17 protein-coding genes and 1 tRNA gene are annotated in these 23982 nt (G+C 47.1%); 12 read left to right on the forward strand and 6 right to left on the reverse strand.

The features are described from left to right. Positions 1-54: 54 nt before the first annotated feature. Together SFV55_RS08345 and SFV55_RS08350 are read right to left on the reverse strand one after the other, a co-directional pair. The gene (locus SFV55_RS08345) at positions 55-2691 is read right to left on the reverse strand and encodes a CHAT domain-containing tetratricopeptide repeat protein (protein WP_320029031.1); all 2637 of its coding nucleotides are present in this window, start codon (positions 2689-2691) and stop codon (positions 55-57) included. 375 nt (positions 2692-3066) lie between these two features. Then, positions 3067-4362 carry a S8 family peptidase gene (locus SFV55_RS08350; RefSeq protein WP_320029032.1) on the reverse strand — a complete coding sequence of 432 codons (1296 nt, stop codon included), beginning with the start codon at positions 4360-4362 and terminating at the stop codon, positions 3067-3069. A gap of 200 nt (positions 4363-4562) precedes the next feature. Here SFV55_RS08350 and SFV55_RS08355 point away from each other — a divergent pair, with 200 nt between their 5' ends. Both SFV55_RS08355 and SFV55_RS08360 read left to right on the forward strand, forming a co-directional pair. After that, positions 4563-5132, forward strand: coding sequence for a sigma-70 family RNA polymerase sigma factor (locus tag SFV55_RS08355; RefSeq protein ID WP_320029033.1), 570 nt, complete (start codon positions 4563-4565; stop codon positions 5130-5132). Positions 5133-5158: 26 nt separating this feature from the next. After that, complete coding sequence (locus SFV55_RS08360) at positions 5159-5905, forward strand: hypothetical protein (RefSeq protein WP_320029034.1); 747 nt, start codon at positions 5159-5161, stop codon at positions 5903-5905. A gap of 95 nt (positions 5906-6000) precedes the next feature. Here SFV55_RS08360 and SFV55_RS08365 read toward each other — a convergent pair whose 3' ends face one another. Next, positions 6001-8478, reverse strand: coding sequence for a glycoside hydrolase family 9 protein (locus SFV55_RS08365; RefSeq protein ID WP_320029035.1), 2478 nt, complete (start codon positions 8476-8478; stop codon positions 6001-6003). A gap of 183 nt (positions 8479-8661) precedes the next feature. Here SFV55_RS08365 and SFV55_RS08370 point away from each other — a divergent pair, with 183 nt between their 5' ends. The 7 genes from SFV55_RS08370 (at position 8662) to SFV55_RS08400 (ending at position 18549) form a co-directional block, all read left to right on the forward strand. Further along, on the forward strand, positions 8662-10020 hold the full coding sequence (locus SFV55_RS08370) for an erythromycin esterase family protein (RefSeq protein ID WP_320029036.1): 1359 nt from the start codon (positions 8662-8664) through the stop codon (positions 10018-10020). A 126-nt stretch (positions 10021-10146) separates the two neighbouring features. Beyond that, a complete protein-coding gene (locus tag SFV55_RS08375) occupies positions 10147-12474 on the forward strand; it encodes a glycoside hydrolase family 3 protein (protein ID WP_320029037.1) in 2328 nt (775 codons plus the stop codon). Between the two features lie 299 nt (positions 12475-12773). Further along, positions 12774-15206, forward strand: a complete 2433-nt coding sequence (locus tag SFV55_RS08380; protein ID WP_320029038.1) for a TonB-dependent receptor domain-containing protein — start codon at positions 12774-12776, stop codon at positions 15204-15206. A 466-nt stretch (positions 15207-15672) separates the two neighbouring features. Continuing rightward, entirely contained in the window at positions 15673-16392 is a 720-nt protein-coding gene (locus tag SFV55_RS08385; protein WP_320029039.1) for an HAD family hydrolase, read from the forward strand. Positions 16393-16506: 114 nt separating this feature from the next. After that, positions 16507-16583, forward strand: a tRNA-Lys gene (locus SFV55_RS08390). Between the two features lie 201 nt (positions 16584-16784). Next, a complete protein-coding gene (locus SFV55_RS08395) occupies positions 16785-17846 on the forward strand; it encodes a PDDEXK nuclease domain-containing protein (RefSeq protein ID WP_320029040.1) in 1062 nt (353 codons plus the stop codon). A 457-nt stretch (positions 17847-18303) separates the two neighbouring features. After that, positions 18304-18549 (forward strand): hypothetical protein, encoded by a 246-nt coding sequence (locus tag SFV55_RS08400; protein ID WP_320029041.1) that lies wholly within the window; start codon positions 18304-18306, stop codon positions 18547-18549. Between the two features lie 19 nt (positions 18550-18568). Here the strand turns inward: SFV55_RS08400 and SFV55_RS08405 are convergent, their stop codons facing one another. Together SFV55_RS08405 and SFV55_RS08410 are read right to left on the reverse strand one after the other, a co-directional pair. Then, positions 18569-18895: a type II toxin-antitoxin system RelE/ParE family toxin gene (locus SFV55_RS08405; protein ID WP_320029042.1), complete on the reverse strand. Its 327-nt coding sequence runs from the start codon at positions 18893-18895 to the stop codon at positions 18569-18571. Beyond that, positions 18889-19173 carry a hypothetical protein gene (locus SFV55_RS08410; protein WP_320029043.1) on the reverse strand — a complete coding sequence of 95 codons (285 nt, stop codon included), beginning with the start codon at positions 19171-19173 and terminating at the stop codon, positions 18889-18891. The genes SFV55_RS08405 and SFV55_RS08410 overlap by 7 nt, the downstream gene beginning before the upstream one ends. Positions 19174-19452: 279 nt before the next feature. Between SFV55_RS08410 and SFV55_RS08415 the strand changes: the two genes are divergently transcribed. From SFV55_RS08415 to SFV55_RS08425, 3 genes are all read left to right on the forward strand, one after another. Beyond that, the gene (locus tag SFV55_RS08415) at positions 19453-20085 is read left to right on the forward strand and encodes a DUF4339 domain-containing protein (RefSeq protein ID WP_320029044.1); all 633 of its coding nucleotides are present in this window, start codon (positions 19453-19455) and stop codon (positions 20083-20085) included. Positions 20086-20259: 174 nt separating this feature from the next. Beyond that, positions 20260-21507, forward strand: a complete 1248-nt coding sequence (locus tag SFV55_RS08420; RefSeq protein WP_320029045.1) for an ADP-ribosylglycohydrolase family protein — start codon at positions 20260-20262, stop codon at positions 21505-21507. Between the two features lie 7 nt (positions 21508-21514). Next, positions 21515-22504 carry a phosphotransferase gene (locus tag SFV55_RS08425; protein ID WP_320029046.1) on the forward strand — a complete coding sequence of 330 codons (990 nt, stop codon included), beginning with the start codon at positions 21515-21517 and terminating at the stop codon, positions 22502-22504. A 139-nt stretch (positions 22505-22643) separates the two neighbouring features. On the opposite strand, the gene ffh is transcribed toward SFV55_RS08425, so the two are convergent. Then, on the reverse strand, positions 22644-23982 hold a 1339-nt coding region (gene ffh / locus SFV55_RS08430; RefSeq protein ID WP_320029047.1), incomplete at its 5' end, for a signal recognition particle protein.

Raw genomic sequence — 23982 nt, forward strand, 5'->3', positions numbered from 1 at the left:
ATTTGACTATTAAATGCGAGAAAAGTAGAGAAGTGAGGAGCTTGGTCCTTTTTTTTATTTTTTATTTTTACTCCCTAGGTTAAAAAATTTAAACAATGCCCCTATGATGATAAGCGACAGCACTATCAGTAACCATATGTACCTATTCGGGTAAAAATCAAGGGCTTCTACTTCTCCAATAATGACCATGGCCGCCCAGTAATTAGGCATTCGTTGCTCTGCTGCATCTTTAGCCAGAAATTGAAGTTTGGCTCTCTGGAGGGCAATGTCCTTGGGGGTTCCCTTTTTTAGTTCAACATAAAAGGCTTTTACAATGTCATCGGAATAAACATCTTGAAGCTCCCACAAACTCATCATCAAACTACGGCAACCTGCGTATGCAAATGCTCGGGACACACTCATGATGCCTTCCCCTCGTTGCAACACACCTTTACCTGTATTGCAGGCCCCCAACACCGTAAGTTCGTTATTGCGAAAACGCATCCCGTAGATTTCCAAAGCACTGAGCGGCTCGATGGACTTATTTTTTACAAACATCAGTGCTGACTTGGCTGGTTGCTTTTCATCAATTCGGCCGTGCATCGAAAGGTGGAGAATGCGGCAACGTGGGGCTTCGGTTAAAAAATGTTGCTTACTCGACTGGCCAGTGCTCTGTGTCCAGGTTTTACCGCCAAGGCTTTTTTTCAAAAACTCCACTTGTGGTTCGGCTAAAGGAAGCCTCGTCAATGAAGTATTGACTTGGTTGTAACTGATACCAAAGCCTCCGAAATTCCACCTGGTTCGGCCAAAAGCATTTACGTATTTTTTGTTATTTAATAATTGATTGGAAAAGCTATAACTGATGGCAAATTTTTTAATCAAAAAAGGGACATTCCGCCCTTTGAGATCAGGGTAGGGAGCTTCCAACAAGGCATCAAAAGGAAGGTAGTGCAATAATCCGTCAGGCACAATGCGCAATCGTCGAATTTCACCGTGTGTATTGAGCTTTTTTAGTGCAGGGGCCAATATTTTTTGATAACATAGAAACCCCGTTTTACTTAAAACCTGCATCGTAGTAGCATCGGGAGCTGGATTCTGAAGGTGTTGGATGAACAAGGAAATTGAATCCAAAAATCCCTGTTGAAGCACCTGAGTATAAATTCGGCACTCACTCCTTGTAATTGCGAAAACAAAGCATTCTTGGTTTCCCATAAAATACTCAACGAACAAAGTAGAGTCTGGTAATGCCCGCTGGATGTCAACTACCCTCATCGCCTGAATGGAAGCATATTTCAAGCGGAAGTAATCTGGTTGTGTTTTTTCGAGTTTTTGAACCTGTTGTTCAAAAGCTGTTTTTAATGTGGCCAGGGAATCTTGCCAGACTCCCCGCAAAGAATCATTTTCCGCCTCTAAAACTTTTTTTTGCCAAAAGACCAGGCGCTGTAACTGTCGGTTTTCCAATGCTAAAATTGTTGGGTCAATATTTGCCATTTGTTTGGCTGATTGATCGGTCAAAGCCTGACGGAGTACAATGGCTTTGTTGCGTTCACAAAAGTCTAATGCGGCACTGGTATCATGCAACATTAAGGCGGTGCGTATGGCCTGTTCATAAATAGGCAAAGCCTGTTGGGACAAACTAAATTTGGAACCATCTTCACGTAAAGAATACCTCAACTGAATGATCAAAGTATCCAAACGCCGAAAGTTGTGCAGTGCCTCCTGAAATTTTTTTTGAGCCATTTGGCAACGGGTTATCCCGAATAGCGCTATGAGGCATTTATCCGTAACCGTATTGAGTCGCATTACTGAGGCAGGGAATTTTGGGACAGCTACTTTTAAAGCTTTTTCAAAATAAGTCTTGGCTTCATTGATAGTTCCCATTTGTAGGCAAACTTCTCCGGCACTGGCGTAGGCACTGGACAACAAGCGATACTGAGGGTAATTTTGTAAAATAGTGATGGCCTTTTTTTGGTATTGTAGTGCGTCCTTATAGCGATTTTGAGCCAAAGCAAGTTCACCAAATTCGTTATAGATGTTGCCAATGTGTCGGGTGACATAGGGCAGGTCAGACTTTTGATAGTAGGCCAAGGCTTGGGTTAAACAAAAATGGGCAGAATCGTACCGCTGCATAGCCCGGAAACTCAGGTTCATATTAATGAAACACCCCCCAATAACCGCATGAAATTGATCTGCCCATTCTTCTTTCATTGAATCGAGACAAACCTGAATCGCTGAACGATTTTTTTGTAGTGCCAGCAAATATTCCTCTTTTGCCAGGTAGGTTTGCGCAAGTCGGTTGTAATGTTCTTCCAATAACTGGACTCGATCTCTTTGACTATTCAGGATATGGGGATAAGCACGATCATAATAAACTATACTCCTATCGTAGTCGCCCAAATAATCATAAATGTCACCCAACTCTAGGCATTCTTTTGCCAGCATGAAAGGATTTTTACCATTTGAACTGATTTTTAAAGCAATATTAACTTGATTTAGTGCAGTGTTGTATTCACCCAGGTACTTGTGGCAAACCCCCATCATGAATGCGCTGCGTGCAAGATCGTTGTGGGCAGGATCAGTAAGGTGTTTTCTGCGGAGGGCGTCTGCAGCAACGAAACAGGGCAATGCTTGGCCATAATCAGCTAAATCGCTGTAGTAATACAACCCCATTTCGTGCCAAAGGTCGGCGGCATCAAGCCCGGGGTTGGGCAATGTTTTCAGCTTTTGTGCTATATTTTTTATTCCTTCCAAAACATGCTTGGGCTGCTGGTTTGGCTTGTCTATTAAAGAATAAAATTGATCGAATAAGCTATCAATTGGGTTGATTTTGCCTTGCGAACGAAGGGTAAGATGAGCCACTGTTAAACAAAACAGCACTGGTATGCCTAGGCTGCGGATGCAGAAGCCAGTTTTTTAGGGTCTATTAACATGTTTTCTCCAAAAATAAAAAGATGTACTGGAAGTTGCTTGGCCAAATTATTTTTTTATCTAAAATATTAAAAATAAAGTAGGAATGGATTTTTTGTAAAAAATTCAGGCCAGTATACCTCACTATCATACTGGCCTAAATGTTATTTACTCATTGCATCATTTTCGAAAGCAATAGCTCAAACGACCAAGTGCCGCGGTATTATCGATGGTTCCACCACTAACGCATTTGCCCACAAAGACTGAGCCTTTTGTTCGGTAGGCTCCCTGCATGATTGCACATTTCAATTGTTGCCAACTGCGGGTGCCACTGTGTGTACGGAGCGCAAAGGCAATTCCCGCTACAATAGGGGTTGCAAACGAAGTTCCACTAACTGGCCTGGTGAGGCCCTCCACAGTAGGTACAATGATGTTTTCTCCAGGGGCAAATATGTCAACATGGATAAGTCCAACATTGGAAAATGATGCAATACTACCAATGCAGGATTCTGCACCAACTACCAGAATGTTATCGGCAGGCACACAGGCTGGGAGAAGAGGTTTGTCATCTATTATTCGCTGGTTGTTTCCAGCCGCACAGACAACCAGGATGTCGTTTCTTTGAGCCATCCCCATGGCTATCCCCAAAGGTGTTTTATCTAGTGGAAAATATTTCCCGTCCGAATTAGGACGAACCTCAGCCACAATGCTGATATTGATAATGTCCACATTTGTTTGAATGGCATGATCAATTCCTTGGATCAAAGCATACATACGTCCTTTTGCATGTCTGTCCAATACTTTGATAGGCACTATATTGGCAGCATTCCCCATGTTAGGAGCAATCAGGCTGGCAACTGCCATTCCATGACCATGATTGTCACCAAAAATCTTTACAGATGGGTAATCATTTGTGAAGTTGTACCCTTCCCCGAATGCAATAAGGCTGTTCAATTCAGGAGGTATTTTACAGTCAGGTATGCGAGAATTGCAGCCAAGTCCTGTATCTAATATGGCTATTTTCCCAGGTCTCCCATTTTTGTTTGGTGGAACAACAAATCTCTTGATGTCTAAAGTTACACAACTAGCGCTTGGCCTTGATAACCACATGTTAGGGCTTTCGGGAATGGTAATTTCAACATTTTCCTCAATGAAAAATTCAACCCCGGAGGTCTTTCTACGTGCTCGTTCTACTGCTTCGGTTGGACTTGAATAGGGAAACCAATCCGCAGGGTCTCCTGATTTTACAGTTCTGCTGTTTGGCATTCGCCATAATCTAGCCTTCGTAATCGGGGTAATCCACTTCTCTTTGGCACCTAAACTGTTCTTTCTGCCTTCAATGGCCTTAAACGAAGTGCCTTCCGGAAACACCACAATAACATCAAATGAATCCCTGGGGGGCGGTTGCATGATCTGCGACCATACCACTGTTAAAGCAAAAAAATAAAAAAAGCCAATTAAAACAGGAGTTTTCATAATGTTTTATTTAGGAGTTTATACAATTTTGTTTTTTTGATAAACCAATGAGTAAATGCAAGAAATTCCCTGTAGTGAGCAAAAGTGAGATTGAATTGCACTTTTTTTTTTCAATTGGTCCAATTGTGTATTTTTGTTCTAAACTCTTCTTAATCAGCTCACTTTTTTAAAAAAATGCATTCACCTAGATTAGAACCTATATGGCAAATGAAAATAAAAATTGGGGTTTGGGCGTAGCAGATTTTCTGGTATTACTGGATGAATTGGAAAACGGTAAAGAGCAGGCTTTTCAGAAAATTTTTATTCAAAATTACCAGAAATACCGCAATTATGCACTTAAAAACCTGAACATCAGTTATGATGATGCTGCGGACGTCACAACTGAAGCTTTTGTAAAAATTCACCGGCTTTTGCTTGAACGCCGTATTGAATATGGTAACCTGGAAGGCTACATTATGCAGATAATTCGAAATGAATACTTGATGCTATTGCGCAAACGCAAACAAATGCCCCTTTCAGATATTGAAATAACTAGCCTGGGCCTGACAGAAGAAGAATACGACGAAACTACCCTCCAACATTTTGAGCTTGCTTTTGAACAATTGGATGAAGCCTGTCGTACTTTATTACAACGGCACTATTTTCAAAAAACACCCCACCGCGAAATTGGAATTGAGCTCAATATTTCCGAAGATGCTTCCAAAACCCGCACCAAAGTTTGCCGCAACAAACTCCGAGAACTTTTTTTGCACCGTCTCAATGCTGCATGATTCATTGACTTTTTAAACTAACATTTATGATTGACAAATACAAAAAAGGGGAATTATCCGAAGCAGAAATGGAGGCGATTGAAGAAACATTGCTGCAAAAACTGGTTCAGAAACAGGATGAGGATAAACTAAGAGAAAATTTAAAGCGTATTGCCACATCCCTAGAAATAGAAACCAACCAGAATCCTGAAGCAACATCATCTTCAACGCCTACCTCTTTGGCTGCTTCCAAAGCGACACGTCGTCGGATTTGGTTATCCATTGCAATAGCAGCCGCTACTATCCTTGGGCCAGTGGCCTTAGCGTGGTTGGGGAAGCAATTCCTGAAATCTTCTTGGAGTGAGAGCGCACCCGAATTGGCACTAAATTTTTTAAAGCAGGAAAGTGCCCCGTCGCTGAGCAATACAATGAATGATGACAGTTTAAGTACTGCTGAGCAGGCTGCTAGAACCGCCTATATTGAACAAAGATACCAAAAGGCAGCTCAGCTTTTTGCTGCGCTACCACCTTCTACCGCACAGCAACATTTTTACTTGGGTATCTCCGCTTTAAAACAGGAAAAACCAAATTTCACCCTTGCCGAAACCCACTTACTACAAGCGAGATCTTTTGGTAAAGGTTGGCAAGAAGATGCCATCAACTGGCATTTAGCGCTGGTGTATTTGAGTACAAACCAAGCAAGCGCAGCCCGCAAAGAATTAGAAAACATAGTCACGATTGGAAGAGAACATGTCAATCAAGCTGAAATGTTGTTAATTAAGCTCGAGCAGTAAAGTTTTATTGGTGTCATTGGTGCTTGTTTAATTTTTTAGACTCAGCCTACAAACTTACCCGTTTATTTGGAGGCCTACACCTCACTTCGTTGTTTCTACAACCGCCCAAATCCATACCCCTTCCCCTTCAATTCCGCTATCAACTCCGGCAGCCGCCGATAAAACTTATCCTTCCGCTCCGGATCAGTCCCCAGGTGGATAAGCACAATCGCTCCATTGAGGCGAGAGGGATTCTTTTGTTCAAAATCCAGCAGGCCTTCGTATAGTTGCGCACTGCTGCGGTAGTTGCTCATGCTAGGCGTGGTGTAATCCGCATTGGTGCCCGTGCCAGGGGTAAAATTGATCAGTTGCAGGCCTTGTTGTTTGCTCCACCTGGTAATCTGCTCGTTGTACCACTCGTAGGGTGGCATAAAATGGGTAATCACCGCCGAAGGGGCAAAGGTTTTCAACATCTGCAAGTTCGCCTGCAAGTCCTGCTCAAATTGTGGACGGCTAACCAGCAATGAATCCCTTTTGCCCCAATCACAATACAACAAGTGTTTGTCCGAATGCGGCCCCAGGTAATGACCGTCCCTGACCATTTGTTGGATACTGTTTTTGAATTGCGGGGTTCGCAAAAAATCGCCCGTCAAAAAGAACGAAGCTTTGATTCCCTGTTTTTTCAACGTCTTCAAAATGAATTTACGGCCTTCCCCAAACTCGTGGCCAGTAAAAGTCAAGTAAATCGTAGGCTCCTCTGGGTTCATCCCTTGAATGCCACCGTATACATCCTTTCGTAGTTGATCCGCCGCCGCTTTGCCTTCCTTTTCATACGCCGAGAGGATGTAACTCAGGCTCGCGGTACCATCCATCGTCGGTTCATTGCTGGAGTAGTCGCCGTAATCGTCGTGGTACACCACCAGTTTGGATTGAAACTCGGCGTATTCATCCGCTTCGTGCATGGTGATGCCGATTAGCCTGCCAAAAATGCTGCCGTAAATGGGGCCATCCACCAAGCCACCGTCAATTGGATAATTGTAGAGGTTGGTAAAAGCAGAATGTGGATCAACGGGGCTGTCGCCATCCGCAGGCAAGCCATAAATCATACTCGTACCCCAGGGATTGCAGCCAAAAAGCCAGTCGCGCATGGCGGCCTCCAGTTCCTGGTATTGATCGTCTTGGGTCAGTTGGCGGTACAGGTGCATTTGGGTCAAAATGCCTACGCTGAGGTTGTTCGAGCACCAGATGAAGGGCACTCCGTTGAGAAAGGGATTGTTTTGCCCCCTGGCTTTCACTTTTTCAATGCCCGCCTGTAAGTATTGGCGAAAAGGTGTGCCCACTCCCCCACCCTGTTGGGCTAGGAGGTAATGCCCCAAATTCACAAAAGGATACCACTGGTAATGCTTGGCAGTATCTGCACCCATCCAGGGCGTAGTGGGTTCGGCCCGGGCGTATTCGCCCGCTTGTTGGAGCAGTTCGCTGCGTTGGGGGGCTAGTTGTAGGAGCTGTGCGGCGGCCAATTCCATGTCATCCACGTAATTGTCTTCCTCGTAAAAATAGGGCGCCCGGCAAGGAGCAGTTTGACATACCCCAGGGAATTTGCGGCCAAAGGCATAAGCATCCCAGGCTTTGGGCAGTAATTTTTGGGCGTATTCAGGGTAGAAGGGTGCCAGAATTTTACTTCCCAACGCAAAAGTTGAAGCATATTTTCCGGCAGTGGAAGCGACGCCCTTCGTCCGGTTTTGGTAACGCAACAAACCCTGTGGCTGCCCGGTGATGAAGTAGACGGGGCGGCGGAGGCCCTGTTTGGGGTCGTACACCACCGAATCCAGATTGGGCAGCCGCAATTTGAGGTGGTCGCGATCGTCGGCCAATTGGTTGTACATTTCGTCTTTGGCGGGGTTCATTTTGAGCAACCAGTCGAGGCCCCATTTGGCTTCGTCCAATACGTCGGGGATACCATTGGGTCCAGGGTGGCCATTGGCGCTATGGGTGTCGCCGAAAGAGCCCGGATTTTGCTGGTACGCAAAAAGCATTTGGTAGGTGGCGTTTGCCGAAGTAGTAACGTATTGCAAATAATCGGAAGCATCGTGCCAACCTCCGGAAACATCCAGGTGTGTACCATTTTTGGCCGGGTCGGGATGGTACACAATGTAGCCATCCTGGGTATGGCAAGAGTCCTTGAGGTAGGGATTGTATCCACTGCGCTGCTGCCGCATGTACCGCAGAATGAAGTCGGCGGTGCCCGCATATACTTCGGCAGCAATGCGAAAACTGGGCGAGCGCACCCCGGCTGCCCGCACATAATAGCGCCCCTCGCGGTTGAAGCTGGAAAAATTGAGCCGACAGCCGGAGCGGAAAGCGGCATATTCGCCAAAGGTTTGAATGCTGCGGCTGCTGAATACGACCTTGTGACTCAACTCTTCACACAATTCAAAACTGCTGACCTGGGGTGTTTCCTTGCTGACAAGTACCGCTACTTTTTTATCCTCGGGGAGGTAGCCGAGTTGGTTGACGCGGATCCAGGTGGATTGGGCCGGGAGCAAACTGGGCAGCGAACCAATCCCAATACAAAGAAGGAAAATATTTTTCATTGGGCCAGACTGATTGATGTAGGCTGTTAAGATAACTCAATCTGCTCAATTTTTAACAAGAGCAAGCCTTAACAAAACTTTAACCATCTCTTTTTTAACATTTTAACACCATAAATAAACCTCGAACAAATCATGTGATTACCTTGTTGAATCATATTATACGCTCAATAAAACCCAGCAATCATGCAAAATTTCGCCTCAAATTCCTTTCCCCTGCTCCTTTTGATCCTGCTCAGTTCCCTGGCCTGTAGCAAACCCGAATCCGACGTAAAACCCGACAATTTAGGAACCATCGAGAAAAACCTCAAAATTGAGCTCAACGCCACCTTACACCCACTCAGCACCACCGACCCCAATCTTCCTGTAAATGACCTGGCCTTTTTGGGGAATCTAGGCAATGCCAAAATTGTCGGGATGGGCGAGGCCACCCACGGTACCCAGGAGTTTTTCCAAATGAAACACCGCATTTTTAAATACCTGGTTGAAAAGCAGGGCTTTCGCTACCTGGCTTTTGAATACGATTTGGGCGGCTGTATGGCCCTGAATGAACTGATCCAAAGTGGGCAAGGCGACATCAAAGCATGGATGTCGCAGCAAATGTACTTTTGGACCTGGCGCACGACGGAAGTGCTAGAGCTTTTTTTGTGGATGCAAGATTACAACCGCAACAAACCCGACTCCGAAAAAGTCCACCTGGTTGGAGTGGATTGCCAGTTCCCCAAGCAGGCTGTTCCCCAATTGGTCAATTTACTCAAGCCATACGACAACAGTTTCGCCACCGAGGTGAGCAGCAAACTGAATTCGATTGTCAAACATGAATTGTACAAGGGAGAAACTTTCGCTACCCTTCAACAAGCCCGCAATGGGGTTTTGCCGCAAATCAACGCGGTAGGCAGGGCACTCAATGAAAGAGCCGCTTCCATTTCCCAATTGACTTCCCCCGCTTATTACCAACAAATCATGCGGGTGTACGAGACCATCGTCCAAGCCGAAATTCTCCAATACAATCAGGTCTTTAACGCGGAGACTTTTTTCACTTTCCGGGAAAGATACATGGCCGAAAACCTGGATTGGGTTTTTAGCCAATACGGCAATGTTAAAGTGGCACTTTGGGCCCATAACGAACATGTTGCCAAAAACGAACAATTCCTGAATTTCAATACCAACTCATTAGGTGGCAACCTCAAAGCCAAATACGGATCGGCTTATCAAGTGATTGGATTCAGCATGGGGAGTGGGAATTTTAAAGCGTACAACGCCCTCAATAATCAATTGGAAACCATGAGGCTGGCGGCACCTATAACCAATTCCCTCAATTATCCGTTTACACAAGCAGATGAGCCACACTACGGGGTAATACTGGCCGATTTGCAAAAACGCACTTTTTGGAATGGTCGCCTGAGTTCCAGCCGCCCCTTTTTGTCCATTGGGGCTGTCTTCAATGCCAATCTGGTTGACCATTACTATTACACCATACGTTTGGATCAGTTGTACGATGTGATTTTTCATTTTGACAACACCAATCCTTCTCGCTTATTCTAAACCAGACCAACCCCAAACCGTCGACCATTCCAGGCCAAATTTCCATTGCATCAGCGGGTGAGTAGAATCATCAGGTAGCCTTATTCTTTTTTGCATAAATTGTGGAAGTTTTAAAACATAGAAATCATGTATAAACTCTGCACTACACTCATCCTGCTTTTGGGCACCATCGGCATTTTTGCCCAACAAAAATGGACCGAGGCCTCCAAGGGAAGTTTCAATCTGGTCCAAAACCAGGGCGGCCAGACCATCGCTTATTCCCCCAATTCCGGCGTAAAAATTTTGACCGTGGCGGGTTTGGCCTTCAAAGACCTGAACAAAAACGGACAGCTCGATCCTTACGAAGACTGGCGTCTGCCCGCCGATGTACGCGCCAAAGACCTGGCGTCCAAAATGAGCATCGAACAAATTGCGGGTTTGATGCTGTACAGCCGCCACCAATCCATTCCAGCGCGCGCAACTGGTTATTTTGCTGGTCTTTACAAAGGAAAACCGTTCCCTGAAAGTGGGGCCAAACCCGAAGACCTGAGCGACCAACAAATCGATTTTTTGACCAAAGATAACCTGCGTCACGTCCTGCTCACCACGGTGCAATCTCCTGAAATTGCCGCCAAGTGGAACAACAATATGCAGGCCCTGGTGGAAGGAACGGGCCTGGGTATTCCGGCCAACAACAGTTCCGACCCTCGCCATGGCACCGTAGCCAACGCCGAATTCAACGCTGCAGCAGGTGGCGCCATTTCCATGTGGCCGGGTTCACTGGGCATGGCCGCAACTTTTGATCCGGCATTGGTAGAAAAATTTGGCCGCATTGCTGCTGCGGAGTACCGCGCCTTGGGTATTGCTACGGCCTTGTCGCCACAAGTTGACATTGCCACCGACCCCCGCTGGAACCGTTTCAGTGGCACCTTTGGGGAAGATCCATTTCTCGCCGCGGTGATGGCCCAGGCCTATTGCGATGGCTTCCAAACCTCTACTGGCGCCCAGGAAATCGCCAATGGTTGGGGTTATGGCAGCGTCAATGCCATGGTGAAGCACTGGCCCGGTGGTGGCTCAGGTGAAGCGGGGCGTGATGCCCACTTCGGCATGGGGAAGTTTGCGGTGTACCCCGGCAAACAGTTCCAGACGCATTTTATCCCCTTCATCAATGGAGCCTTCAAATTGAAAGGCAAAACAATGATGGCCTCGGCGGTCATGCCCTATTACACCATTTCCTGGAATCAGGACACCAAGAACAAGGAGAACGTAGGCAACAGCTACAACAAATACATCATCACCGACCTGATGCGCACCAAGTACAAATACGACGGCGTAGCTTGCACCGACTGGGGGATCACCGGGGATGAAACCGTACTGGACAATTTTACCGCAGGCAAACCCTGGGGTGTAGAAAAACTCAGCATCGCCGAGCGCCATTACAAGGTATTGATGGCAGGAGTAGATCAGTTTGGGGGCAACAACGAAGCCAAACCCATCATCGAAGCCTATGCCATGGGCTGCAAAGAGCACGGTGAGGCTTGGATGCGCGCACGCATGGAACAATCTGCGGTACGTTTGTTGAAAAACATCTTCCGGGTAGGTTTATTCGAAAACCCTTACCTGGACGTAGAAACGACCAAACAAACGGTGGGTAAGCCCGAGTTTATGGCGGCAGGCTATGAGGCCCAATTGAAGTCAATGGTTTTGTTGAAAAACCAAAAACAGACCTTGCCCCTCAAAACAGGCATCAAGGTGTATGTGCCCAAAAAATTCACCCCGGCTGGTCGCAACTTCCTGGGTGAAACGACCCCGGAAAGAATGGATTACCCGGTCAACATCAACATCGTGAAAAAGTACTTCACGGTAACCGACAACCCTGATGAAGCCGATGTAGCGATAGCCTTCATCAGCAGCCCCAACACAGGCAACGGCTACCAGGCCGATGATGTCAAAAAAGGCGGCAATGGGTACTTCCCGATCAGCCTGCAATACGGCGAATACAAAGCGACCGAAGCCCGTGCAGTAAGTATTGCAGGCGGCGACCCACTGGAAAATTTCGCCAACCGCACCTACAAAGACAAATCGGTCAAAGCCTCAAACATTAGCGACTTGGCGATGGTAACCGAGACCTATGAAAAAATGAAAGGCAAACCCGTCATAGTTTCTATAAACGTAGACAATCCGATGGTTTTCAGCGAATTTGAAAGCAAAGCCAACGCGATTCTGGTCAATTTCCGCGTCCAGGATCAAGCCATTCTCGACATCCTGACGGGCAAAGCCGAACCTTCCGGCCTGCTGCCCATGCAGATGCCAGCGAGTATGAGCGTAGTGGAAAAACAGGCGGAAGATGCTCCTCACGATATGGTATGCCACAAGGATGCCGCCGGGCATGTGTACACCTTTGGTTTTGGGATGAACTGGAAAGGGGTCATTCAGGATGCGCGTACGGCGAAGTATGTATCGAAGAAGAAGTAATTTTCTAAGGTGATTCCTTAAGTGCCTTAGGTTTCTCAGGTGGTGAAAAAAAAACATCTTTTTCACCACCTAAGAAACCAAAGGCACCAAAGAGGCACCTAAGTTATCTCCCCATTTGCCGCCCTCCTTACATTTTTTTCCCACCACCTCAGCGGGGCAAGTCGCCTTTTACACGTCTTTCCATCCAAGCCATCGATTAAAACAAGGCATCATTCTAGCCAATGTGGTAAAGAATCTATTCTCCTGGGGCTTGTCTTGTCGATAGCTTAACTTTAGGTCGCAAATACCAAACAAAAAACATGAAGCATCCATTGACTAAAGTGATATTGGCAGCTCTTTTTATCCTGGCCCTCCTCCAACAAGGTTTTGGCCAAAACAGCAAACAGGCCAACCTCAAGGGCAAAATCATTGAAGCCCAAAGCAAAGCCCCACTCGCTTACGCTGCCATCCGCATCTTGAAAAACAGCGATAGTACCCTGGTCTCCGGGGGCATCAGCGACGAAAAGGGCCTGTTTTCGCTCGAAGCGCCCTACGGCGACTACCACGCGGTGGTGGAGTTTTTGGGTTACCAGCCCATCAAAATCCCCAGCTTTAGCCTGAGTGCGGGTAAAAACAGCCTGGACCTGGGCACCATCAGCCTCAGCGCCTCGGCCCAGAACCTGCAAGAAGTAGTGGTGCAGGGCGAAAAAAGCAGCATGGAACTGGCCCTCGACAAAAAAATCTTCAACGTCGGCAAAGACCTGGCCAATGCGGGGGGTACAGCCTCCGACATCCTCAGCAACATCCCCTCCGTATCGGTGGATGGGGAAGGCAATGTCAAATTGCGCGGCAGCGACAACGTGCGCATCCTCATCGATGGCAAACCTTCCGGGCTGGTCAGTTTTAAAGGCGGCGCGGGTTTGCAGCAGCTGCAAGGTAGCCTGGTCGACAAAGTGGAGGTGATCACCAATCCCTCGGCGCGCTACGAAGCCGAAGGTATGTCGGGCATCATCAACATCGTGCTCAAAAAAGACCGCCGCCAGGGTTTCAACGGCTCTTTTGACCTCATCGCGGGCAATCCCGACAACTTCGGTGCGGGTGCCAATGTCAATTACCGCAAGGACAAAATCAACTTTTTTCTCAACTACGCCCTGGCCTACCGCCTGCAACCGGGTCGCGGTGAGACCTACCAGGAAGTATACGATGGTGCCACTACCCGTATTCTGGAACAGACCAGCAAGGGCCGCATGCGCGCGGCCAACAACAGCATCAATGGTGGTTTGGATTACTATTTTGACGACAAAAACATTTTCACCGCCTCCTACCTCTGGCGCCGCAGCGATGCTCGCCGCATCAACGACAACCAGTACAAGGACTACATCAATAGCCTGAGCAACCGCTTCAGCGTCACCGACCGGCAGCAGGATGAAACCGAAGACGAACCCAATTCTGAATACGCGCTGAGTTACAAACGCAGTTTTGAAAAAAAAGGCCACGAACTGCTCATCGACGCCCGCTACCTCGACTATTGGGAGCATTCCGACCAAACTTTCACCCAACGCACCGTTTTTGACGATGGCATCATCAACAAAGTGGCCAGCCTCACCCAAAAATCGCTCAATGATGAAACCGAAAAACAATGGCTTTTTTCGGCGGATTACGTGCAACCCTTCGGCAAAGAAGGCAAATACGAACTGGGCGTCCGCAGCAGTTTCCGCGACATGAGCAACGACTTTTTTGTCACCGAGCAAGACAGCACTGGCCGTTTCCAGCCTCTGGACAGCCTGAACAACAACTTCCTCTACGACGAAAACATCAACGCGGCCTACGCCATCATTGGCAACAAGATCAAACGTTTTTCCTACCAATTCGGCCTTCGCGCCGAACACACCGACATCAAAACCACCCTGGCCCAAACCAATGAATCCAACCCCAGAAATTACGCCAACCTCTTTCCCAGCGCCCACTTCACCTACAAACTGGCCAAGGAAAACTCCCTACAAATCAGCTACAGCCGCCGCGTTCGCCGCCCTCGCTACAACGACCTGAGCCCCTTTGTGACCTATAGCGACAACCGCAACTTTTTCAGTGGCAACCCCGATTTGAATCCTGAATTCACCGATGCCTACGATTTGGGCCACGTCAAGTTTTTTGAAAAAGGCTCCTTTGCCTCCTCTTTGTACTACCGCTACACCACGGGTAAAATTGATCGCATCCGGCGGGTAAACAGCGATGGTTTTGCCGCTACCCGTCCGGAAAACCTGCTGGATGAGCACTCCTTTGGGGCGGAATTCACTAGTTCGTTTACCCTGAAGAAGTGGTGGAAACTGGACTTCAACGTCAACTTCTTCCGCGCCATCACCGATGGTTCCAACATCCAGGAGGACTATCAGAGTGATACCTACGCCTGGTTTGCGCGCCAAACATCGCGTTTTTCACTGCCCAAAAAGACGGACATCCAAATTCGGGCCAGCTACGAAGCGCCACGCCAAACGCCCCAAGGCGAGGTCAAATCCCTTTTTTTCACCGACCTTTCCATGAGCCGCGACCTTTTCAAAGGCAAGGGCAAACTCATCCTCAATGTGCTGGATGTGTTCAACAGTCGCCGTTTCCGCAGCATCACCCGGGGCGAGAATTTTTATACCGAAAACAATAGTCAAATGCGCCTGCGGCAGATCAATTTGACCCTGAATTACCGCCTGAATCAGGCGCAACAAATGACCCGACGCCGAATCGGCGGCGAAGAGGAATAAGCGCCGTAGGGGCAATCCCTTGCGGTTGCCCCTCTGCTGGTTACCCCCCCACCCCTGCCGAAGGCTGCCCCAGCACAAATCCCCCCAAAACAATCCCCCATCAAAAACGTTTCACCCAGGCACCAAAGCGACAATAATAGCAACGCTGATGACACGGATGAAACGGATTTACACGGATTTTGATCCCGCCTTCGGCGTGATAGATAAGACAGCCACGAATTATTTTACGCCGACGGCCATTATGCGCTTCGCGCTTTAACGCCTTCGGCGTAGAGCGGCAGGATGGCAAAACGGATGGAACGGATGGAACGGATGGAACGGATGAGAACGGACTTTGACTCGCCTTCGGCTCGTCCTTATACGCCGCAGGCGGAATAAAAATCCGTTCTCATTCGTTCAATCCGTTCCATCCGTTTTACCATCCTGTCGCTTTTAGCAAAAAGAGGCGAAGCCTCAACAGAACCACATGAAAACCCTCATCCTCTTCGACGTCGACGGCACCCTCATCTACTCCGAACGCAGAGACAGCCGCTGCTTTGCCCAAACCTACACCGACCTCTACCACCGCCCCTTCCCCACCATCGACTGGAGCAAGTACCCCCACGTGAGCGACACCACCATTTTTGCCCACCTCATCCAGCAACATTTCCAGCGCCCCGTGACCAGCACCGAGGTCGCCCACTTCAAACGCATCTACGGCGAACGCCTCCGCCAACAACGCCTGGAAAATCCCCATCACTTTTACGAAGTACCCGGTGCCGCCCGAGCCGTAACGCAACTCCTGGAACACCCAAATTACCTTGTCGCCGTGGCCACCGGCGGCTGGAAAGAATCGGCCGAAATCAAAATGCAGCACGTAGGCATCCCCTCCGAACGCTTTTGGGTCAGCGGGGCCGATGATAAGTACACCCGCGAAGAAATCCTCCAGGAGGCCGTCCAGACGGTGCAAAACAGCCACTCGGCCCTCAAACGCATCGTGTACGTAGGCGACGCCGCCTGGGACGTACACACCACCCGCAACCTCGCCATGGACTTCGTTGGCATCCGCCACGGACAGGATCACGATTTTTTATTGCATTTGGGCGCCACCCAGGTGCTCAGCGATTTTTTAAACTTCGACCTGTTTATCAAGGCAATAGAGGCCGCTACCCCACCCCTGCCCCCAAGCGACAGAGAAAATATTTAGCATTTTTGAAAAAAAAGGAATCTTTTTCTTGGACAAACGGTTCATGTACCCGTATATTTGCAACGCTTTAGAAAAAAGGGCGTTTTGTTAAGCAAATCGTTTCTTCAAAAGCTTGATCTCGTAGCTCAGTCGGCTAGAGCATTTGACTTTTAATCAAAGGGTCCTGGGTTCGAATCCCAGCGGGATCACCACTTAAAAAAAGCCATAATCAGACGGTAACGTTTGATTGTGGCTTTTTTGTTTTTGGGCTCCATCCAACTCAAATCCCAATTTTATTTTTCAACAAAAATGTTGATCATTTCAAAATAATCAATAATTTAGAGGATTAAAACCAGCAAAAGCAATATTTATACCCTTTTTGCCCTTGAAGCCAACCTTAAAAAGAAAAAGCCATGGAAATTATGCAGCTCGAATACAAAAACTGGCTCTCCGATCTAAAATCCAGGATAAGGTCCGTGCAGGCCAAAGCAGCAGTAGCAGCAAATACTGCGCTGATTGCTTTTTATTGGGAGTTGGGCAAAATGATAGCTGAAAAAGAACATACCTGGGGTGACAAATTGATTGAGCAGTTGGCCAAAGACCTGAAAGAAGAGTTTCCCGACATGAAAGGTTTTTCAAGGAGCAACCTTTCCTATGCCAAACAATTTTACAAGTTTTATCAAACGCCAATTGTCCAACAGGCTGTTGGACAATTGCAATCTCCAGAGAACCAATTTATTGAATCACCACAACAACTGGCTACAAAAATCCCCTGGGGCCATAATATTTTGATTTTTAGCAAGTCAAAAGATATTCAAGAAGCGCATTTTTACATTAGGGGAACCCTCGAAAACGGCTGGAGTAGGGATATCCTAGCCCTTCAATTGAAATCACAGCTATACGCAAGACAAGGCAAGGCCATCAGTAATTTCAGGGAAACCTTACCGGACCCACTATCAGATTTAGCGCAACAAACGTTGAAGGACCCCTATATTTTTGATTTTTTGACCATGACCAAGCCCTATCACGAAAAGGACATCGAAAGGCAGTTGGTCACGCACATCACAAAGTTCTTATTGGAATTGGGTAAAGGTTTTGCATTTGTAGGGCAGCAATACCATTTGCTGGTGGGGGAAACCGATTATTACATCGATTTGTTGTTCTACCATATCAAACTGAAGTGTTATGTGGTAATTGAGCTAAAAAACACCAAGTTTATTCCAGAATATGCCGGCAAACTCAATTTTTACCTGTCGGCTGTAGACAGTTTGGTGAAATCTGAAGCCGACCAGCCCACCATCGGAATTTTGTTGTGCAGAGACAAAAATAATTTCGAAACCGAGTTTGCCCTACGCGACATCAATAAACCAATGGGGGTTAGCGAGTTTCAACTGACTGAAATTTTGCCAGATGAATTAAAATCCAGTTTGCCCAGCATTGAAGAAATTGAAAACGAACTCAAAAAATTGACCTAAGACACATCAGATATAGTGAAAATCGAATGCCATCAACCTAATTCCAGTTCGAACACCAACGCAGTGAGTATGCCTTAATGACAATAACCACTAGTAGGAATTACTGTGCAGTAAATTCACCTTAGTTCAAAAATCGCCCCTTCCCATTTTCTTAAATTCTTTTTATTTCCACCCTCCCACTCCCCCAACCCCCTGATTTCCAAGCCCCTACTTTCCTCACCCCTTCCCAGCGGGATCACAACTTAAAAAAAGCCATAATTGGACGGTAACGTTTGATTGTGGCTTTTTTGTTTTTGGGATTCTCCAACGCCACCCTACCCTATTGCTTCCACCAAAATGTGTTACAGCTTATAACCATGCACCAGCACTGAAGGCGTTACCCTACGAGCCTTAGGTCCAAATTAAAATTGCGCTATTCTGTTAAATGGATTAAATTTGTTGAAATCAATGCCGAAAAATGACACGTATTACTTTGGATGTAGACAATGCCCATCTTTCTACTCTGCTGCTTTTTTTAAAGACCTTAAACTATATCGAGGTAAAAAAAGTAGAGCGCGATGCGGCATCTGAACAAGATGAACAAGAAAAATTGAATAAGCTGAATGCCTTGGCTGGGGCATGGTCGGATGACCGTACTGCGGAGCAAATTATTGCAGAAATTGAAGAAGCAAGAGTGTTTAACCGGAGTATTGAAACGCTATGAATAAATTGAACTAATCGTTCTATTTGACACTTTCGATCGTTTTTTCTGGCAATTCTTTATCATGTTTAATCCTCAATATTTCTACTTGTTTTTTGTCCTCAAAAATGCTGAATAAAATCTTGAAAGACCATTTTTTGGTATAACGTACCGGAGAGCTTCTATCTTCAGTCCCTGGCAAAATTGGTTTACGATGAGGAAAAGTTTGAAGTTTTTTGGCGGAATCAACTATCCCCTTAAGTACTTTCTTTGCCACTTGTGGGGATGCGGTCTTTCGATGATAGCTGGAAATTTCTTGTAAATCCTGACGAGCTTTTTTGCCAAAAATGACTTTAAACATATTTACCATTGCTCCATTTCTTTTTCTAAATCTTCCATAGAAATGTATTCTCCATTGCGTATTTGCTCCTGGCTTTCTTCCAGTTCTGCTAGCAGCTCCTCTTGTGTCAGCTGCTTCCACGGGCCTTCTTCCGCATGCTTAGCTATAACAGCTGCCAACTCGGGATCATCTTCTTCCTCCTCTTCCAGATCAAGCTCAGTCATTACGTCATAAACCACCCTCAGCAAACGCTCGTCCGCTAGGTCAATCCGTTGGTGCAATTCTTCCCTTATTTGTGCTAAGCTCATTTCTTCTTTTTTACGGCAATAAAAATAAACATTATTCCAACAAAAATCAAGGTAGAGGGGTTCGTTTAATCCCCCCTATTGGCCCTGTTCAACCACTGCCGTGGTTATCGCCCCCACCTAAATCCTCCAACTCCCCGGACGACCGGGGCTATTCTGAATTGAACTGCTCCGCGGTTGGTCTGAAAAAATTCAGGGCGTTTAAGCGCAGCACCACAGCATTGGCCTTTAGGAGTAATGCAAAAAATCATTTAGCTTGCAACCCAGTAACATCCTAAGCGCATGAAAAACTACCACATCGTGAAGAATGGGGCCAGTGCAGGCCCCTACTCGATTGAACAACTCAAATTTCAAAACCTCCTTCCAGAAACCAAAGTTTGGTACGAAGGTTTACCCGATTGGGTGGAAGCCAAAACATTGCCTGAGTTAGCCCCAATGTTTCAGCCGGTAATGCAGTTCAGCCCGGCTCCCCAGCCGAAAAGTAGCATTGATTGGAAATTGATCATTTGGATGGTAGTAATCATTGGGGTACTGGGGTCAGTGGGTACATTTTTTTACAATAACTCCTTTAACATCAATGATTTTTCCACCGAAGAGCAATACTTAAGGAAAAACTGGAAAAGGTTGGTTCAGGTAGGCATTGAACATGCTGAAAAAAAGACGGATCAGGGTGGGTTCAAAAGCATCACCATTGCCGTGTTCAACAACATGAGTCAACCCATCGAAGAAGTCAAGGTAGAGCTGCTGTATCAAATGGCCGATGGCACTCCGGGGAATATAGACACTTTGATTTTTAACAATATTGGTGCCAATAAAAAGGTACTGCTGAGCGCGCCGGATAGTTTCCAAGGAGTTAAAATTGAACCAAACATTTTTGCAATCAGGTGTGATGCCATTAAATTGAATTACCAATAAGTTACCATGCTTGGCTGCCTGATCTCCCAAATTAGGCACAAACTGCGCACAATTACCCCGCAACTAGCCATTAAACCCTCATTCTTGTAGCCCCGAAGACGAAAGAAACCAATACCTAGGTTTATCTTTCGCCTTCGAGGCTATTCTCGACGCTAGATTGTTAATCCTTTTCGAATGGCACGTTTCTCCTTGTTGTTCCTTGTTCTGTTTTATGCGGTAAAAAGTGATGCGCAAACCTTCACCCGCGCCGAATTGCTCAACAAAGTCAAAGGCATGTTGGTCGGCTCGGCCATTGGCGACGCCATGGGAGCGCCCACCGAAATGTGGTCCCGCGACTACATCCAAATGGAATATGGCTTTGTAGATCATCTCGACTCGATGGTCAGGGAACCTTCGCCCGAAGGTACCTGGCTGGTCAACTTGCCAGCTGGCGGAACCACGGACGATACCCGCTGGAAAAAGCTCACCTTTCAATACCTGCTCAGTTTGGGGGACAAACCCGAGCTCGATGCCAAAAAATTTGCCCAACACCTCCTTCAGGAATACGAACAGGCCGTAAAAGCGCTGAAAAACACGCCAGGAACTGATCCTGCTGCCTTTGAGGCCCAAAGCCGGCGCATGGCCTGGTTGCAGGAATGGGCTGCGGTGTCCCGGCCCTTTGTTGCGGGCAAATACCTCGAATACAACGATGCTTTAAGTCGTTTTTACGGCGGCGAGATGGTTTGTGCCGGTTTATTGTATGCACCTGCTACAGGGGCTTTTTTCCCCGACGACCCCATGAAAGCCTATCAGGAAACGTTCAAAACCTGCATCTATGACTTAGGCTATGCCCGCGACCTCAGCGCACTAATGGCGGCGATGACGGCCCAGGCCATGGCTAAAGATGCCAATCCTGAAAAAATGCTCAATGTATTTCGGGATATTGACCCCCAGGGGTTTTTCCAAAGCCGTTTGGTGGGACGTTCCGCTTACCGGATTCTACGTGAGGCCCGGCAAATCGTATTCGAAGCCCAGAAGCTACAATGGACGGATGTAGACAGCACCAAAACACCCAAGCCAAGATTCCTAAAGGTAGACGCCCTGTATTTGACCCGCATGCAAAAAGCCTTTCAATTGTTGGATGCCAAAAATCAGGATATGCCTTTCCATGCCGGTGAAATCACTTTGCAGGTCCTTACGGCCATGATTTTTGCTGATTTTGATTTTGAAAAAGCCCTTTCTTTTTTGATCAATTTCGGTCGGGACAATGATACTACCGGCGCGGTTTTAGGAGGAGTTCTGGGAGCTTATTGGGGGTTTGACCGCCTGCCTGGCCGTTTGACAGTGCCCGTCCTGCGGGAAAACAAGGCCTTGCTCGACACCGATTTGGATCAATTGGCCAATCAATTGACGGATAAGATTTTACAACGAAACAAACCTTAGTCCTTCTATGCATTTAGACCAGAATCAACTTGATTCCATCACTTTATGGATGCAAGAACATCAGCTCTTTGCTACTGCTGAATCAATTTTGTCTGCAGAAAAAGCCGGAGAAGGGAACATGAATTACACGCTGCGCATCAAAACCAACCAGCGCAGCTTCATCCTTAAACAGGCTCGGCCCTACGTCGAAAAATACCCTAGCATCCCCGCCCCAGTGGAACGGGCAGAAATGGAAGCTACATTTTTTAAAACTGCTGCCCAGTGGAAAGGAGTAGCGGAGCTATTGCCCCAATTGTTGCATTTCGCTCCTGATGATCACCTGCAAATGATTGAAGACCTGGGAGCAGGGGCCGACTTCACTCTTTTTTACCAGCGAAAAGTGCAAATTCCCGAAACAGAACTGACCCCTTTGCTCACATTCTTAAAAGCTTTGCACCAACAGAGTCGGGAAACGCCTCCACCTGTAGCTTTCCAAAACCGGGCCATGCGGGACTTGAACCATTTCCACATTTTTGATTTTCCTTTTCAACCGGACAATGGTTTGAATCTGGATGGGATTCAGGAAGGTTTACAGGCATTGGCCCAGCAAACCATTTTTCAGCAGCCTGACCTGCGCAAAAAAACCATGGCTTTGGGGGAGCGCTACCTTGCTGATGGCAATACCCTTTTGCATGGCGATTTTTTCCCAGGAAGTTGGCTGCGCACGGAGCGGGGTATTTTTGTCATTGATCCAGAATTTTGTTTCCAGGGCGATGCAGAGTTCGACCTGGGGGTATGCCTGGCTCATTTGTATTTTTGTGGAATGGATTGGAGTTCAGCCTTGGACACATTGGTGGAGCAGTATGGAGAATTTGATCCTACTTTGTGCCAGGATTTTGCCGCAGTGGAGGTTTTACGGCGAATTTATGGGGTAGGCCAATTGCCCCTCAGTATGAGTATTGCCGAAAAAGAAGTGGCCACACTTCTGGCTATCGGAAAACTTAGTAGTGGGACATAAATAAGGGCTCATTTTAGCAGAGGATTAGATAAGACACTTAAAATAAAACGTTTACTAGACTTGAGGAAAATTGACAATCAATAAGTTAAAATCAACTCGCCTTAAGTTTACTTATCTAATCCTCTGGTAAAATCAGCGTTTACCGTCTCCGCTTCATCATCCCACCGCCTGCACCCGGAGCACCAGCACCACTACCAAAACCCGGCATTTTGCTCATGTTGTGCATCATTTTGCGCATCTGTTCGAACTGTTTGATGAACATGTTCACGTCGTTCAGGGTGCGGCCGCAGCCCCGCGCGATGCGTTGTTTGCGGCTGATGTTGAGCAGATCGGGATTGCTGCGTTCCTTCGGCGTCATCGATTGGATGATCGCTTCTACTTTTTTGAAGGCATTGTTGTCGATTTCCACGTTGCGGGTCAGCTTGTCCATACCCGGAATCATGCCCATGATGCTTTTGAGATCACCCATTTTTTTGATCTGGTTGATCTGCGCCATGAAGTCGTTGAAATCGAATTTATTTTTCTGGATTTTTTTCTCCAGTTTTTTCGCCAGTTCTTCGTCGAATTGCTCCTGGGCTTTTTCTACAAAGGATACGATGTCCCCCATGCCCAAAATCCGCTGAGCCATCCGGTCGGGGTAAAACATATCCAGGGTATCCAGTTTTTCGCCCATGCTGACGAACTTGATGGGCTTACCCACGGTGTATTTTACCGAAAGGGCCGCACCACCACGGGTATCACCATCCATTTTGGTGAGTACTACGCCGTCGAAGTTGATGGTTTCGTTGAAGGCCTGGGCCGTATTCACGGCGTCCTGACCCGTCATGGAGTCCACTACAAACAAGGTTTCCTGAGGCAGGATAGCTTCTTTGATGTTTTTGATCTCGGTCATCATTTCTTCGTCGATGGCCAAACGACCAGCGGTATCCACGATGACGACATCACACTTGTTTTCATTGGCGTACTGGATAGCCTTGAGGGCGATCTGCACCGGGTTTTTGTTCTCCGGTTCTTTGTAAATCGGCACGCCAACCTGCTCCGCCAATACGGTCAACTGATCCATGGCCGCTGGGCGGTACACGTCGCAGGCAACCAGCAGTGGGCTTTTTTTCTTTTGGGTTTTGAGCCAATTGGCCAGCTTGCCACTGAAGGTCGTTTTACCCGAACCTTGCAGACCAGCAATCAGGACAACGGTAGGTTTGCCAGCCAGGTTAAGCCCGGCAGCCTGCCCCCCCATCAATTCGGTCAGCTCGTCCATGACGATTTTGACCATCAACTGACCAGGCGAAACCGCTTTGAGCACGTTTTCCGAACCGAGCGCTTTGTCTTTTACCCGATCCGTAAAATCCTTGGCGATTTTATAACTCACGTCAGCGTCAACCAAGGCACGACGAATCTCCTTGATGGATGCAGCTACGTTGATCTCCGTTAATTTGTTTTCACCCTTGAGCACCTTTAAGGCACCTTCCAAACGTTCA

The sequence above is a fragment of the Haliscomenobacter sp. genome, assembly GCF_033763495.1.
GTDB lineage: Bacteria > Bacteroidota > Bacteroidia > Chitinophagales > Saprospiraceae > Haliscomenobacter.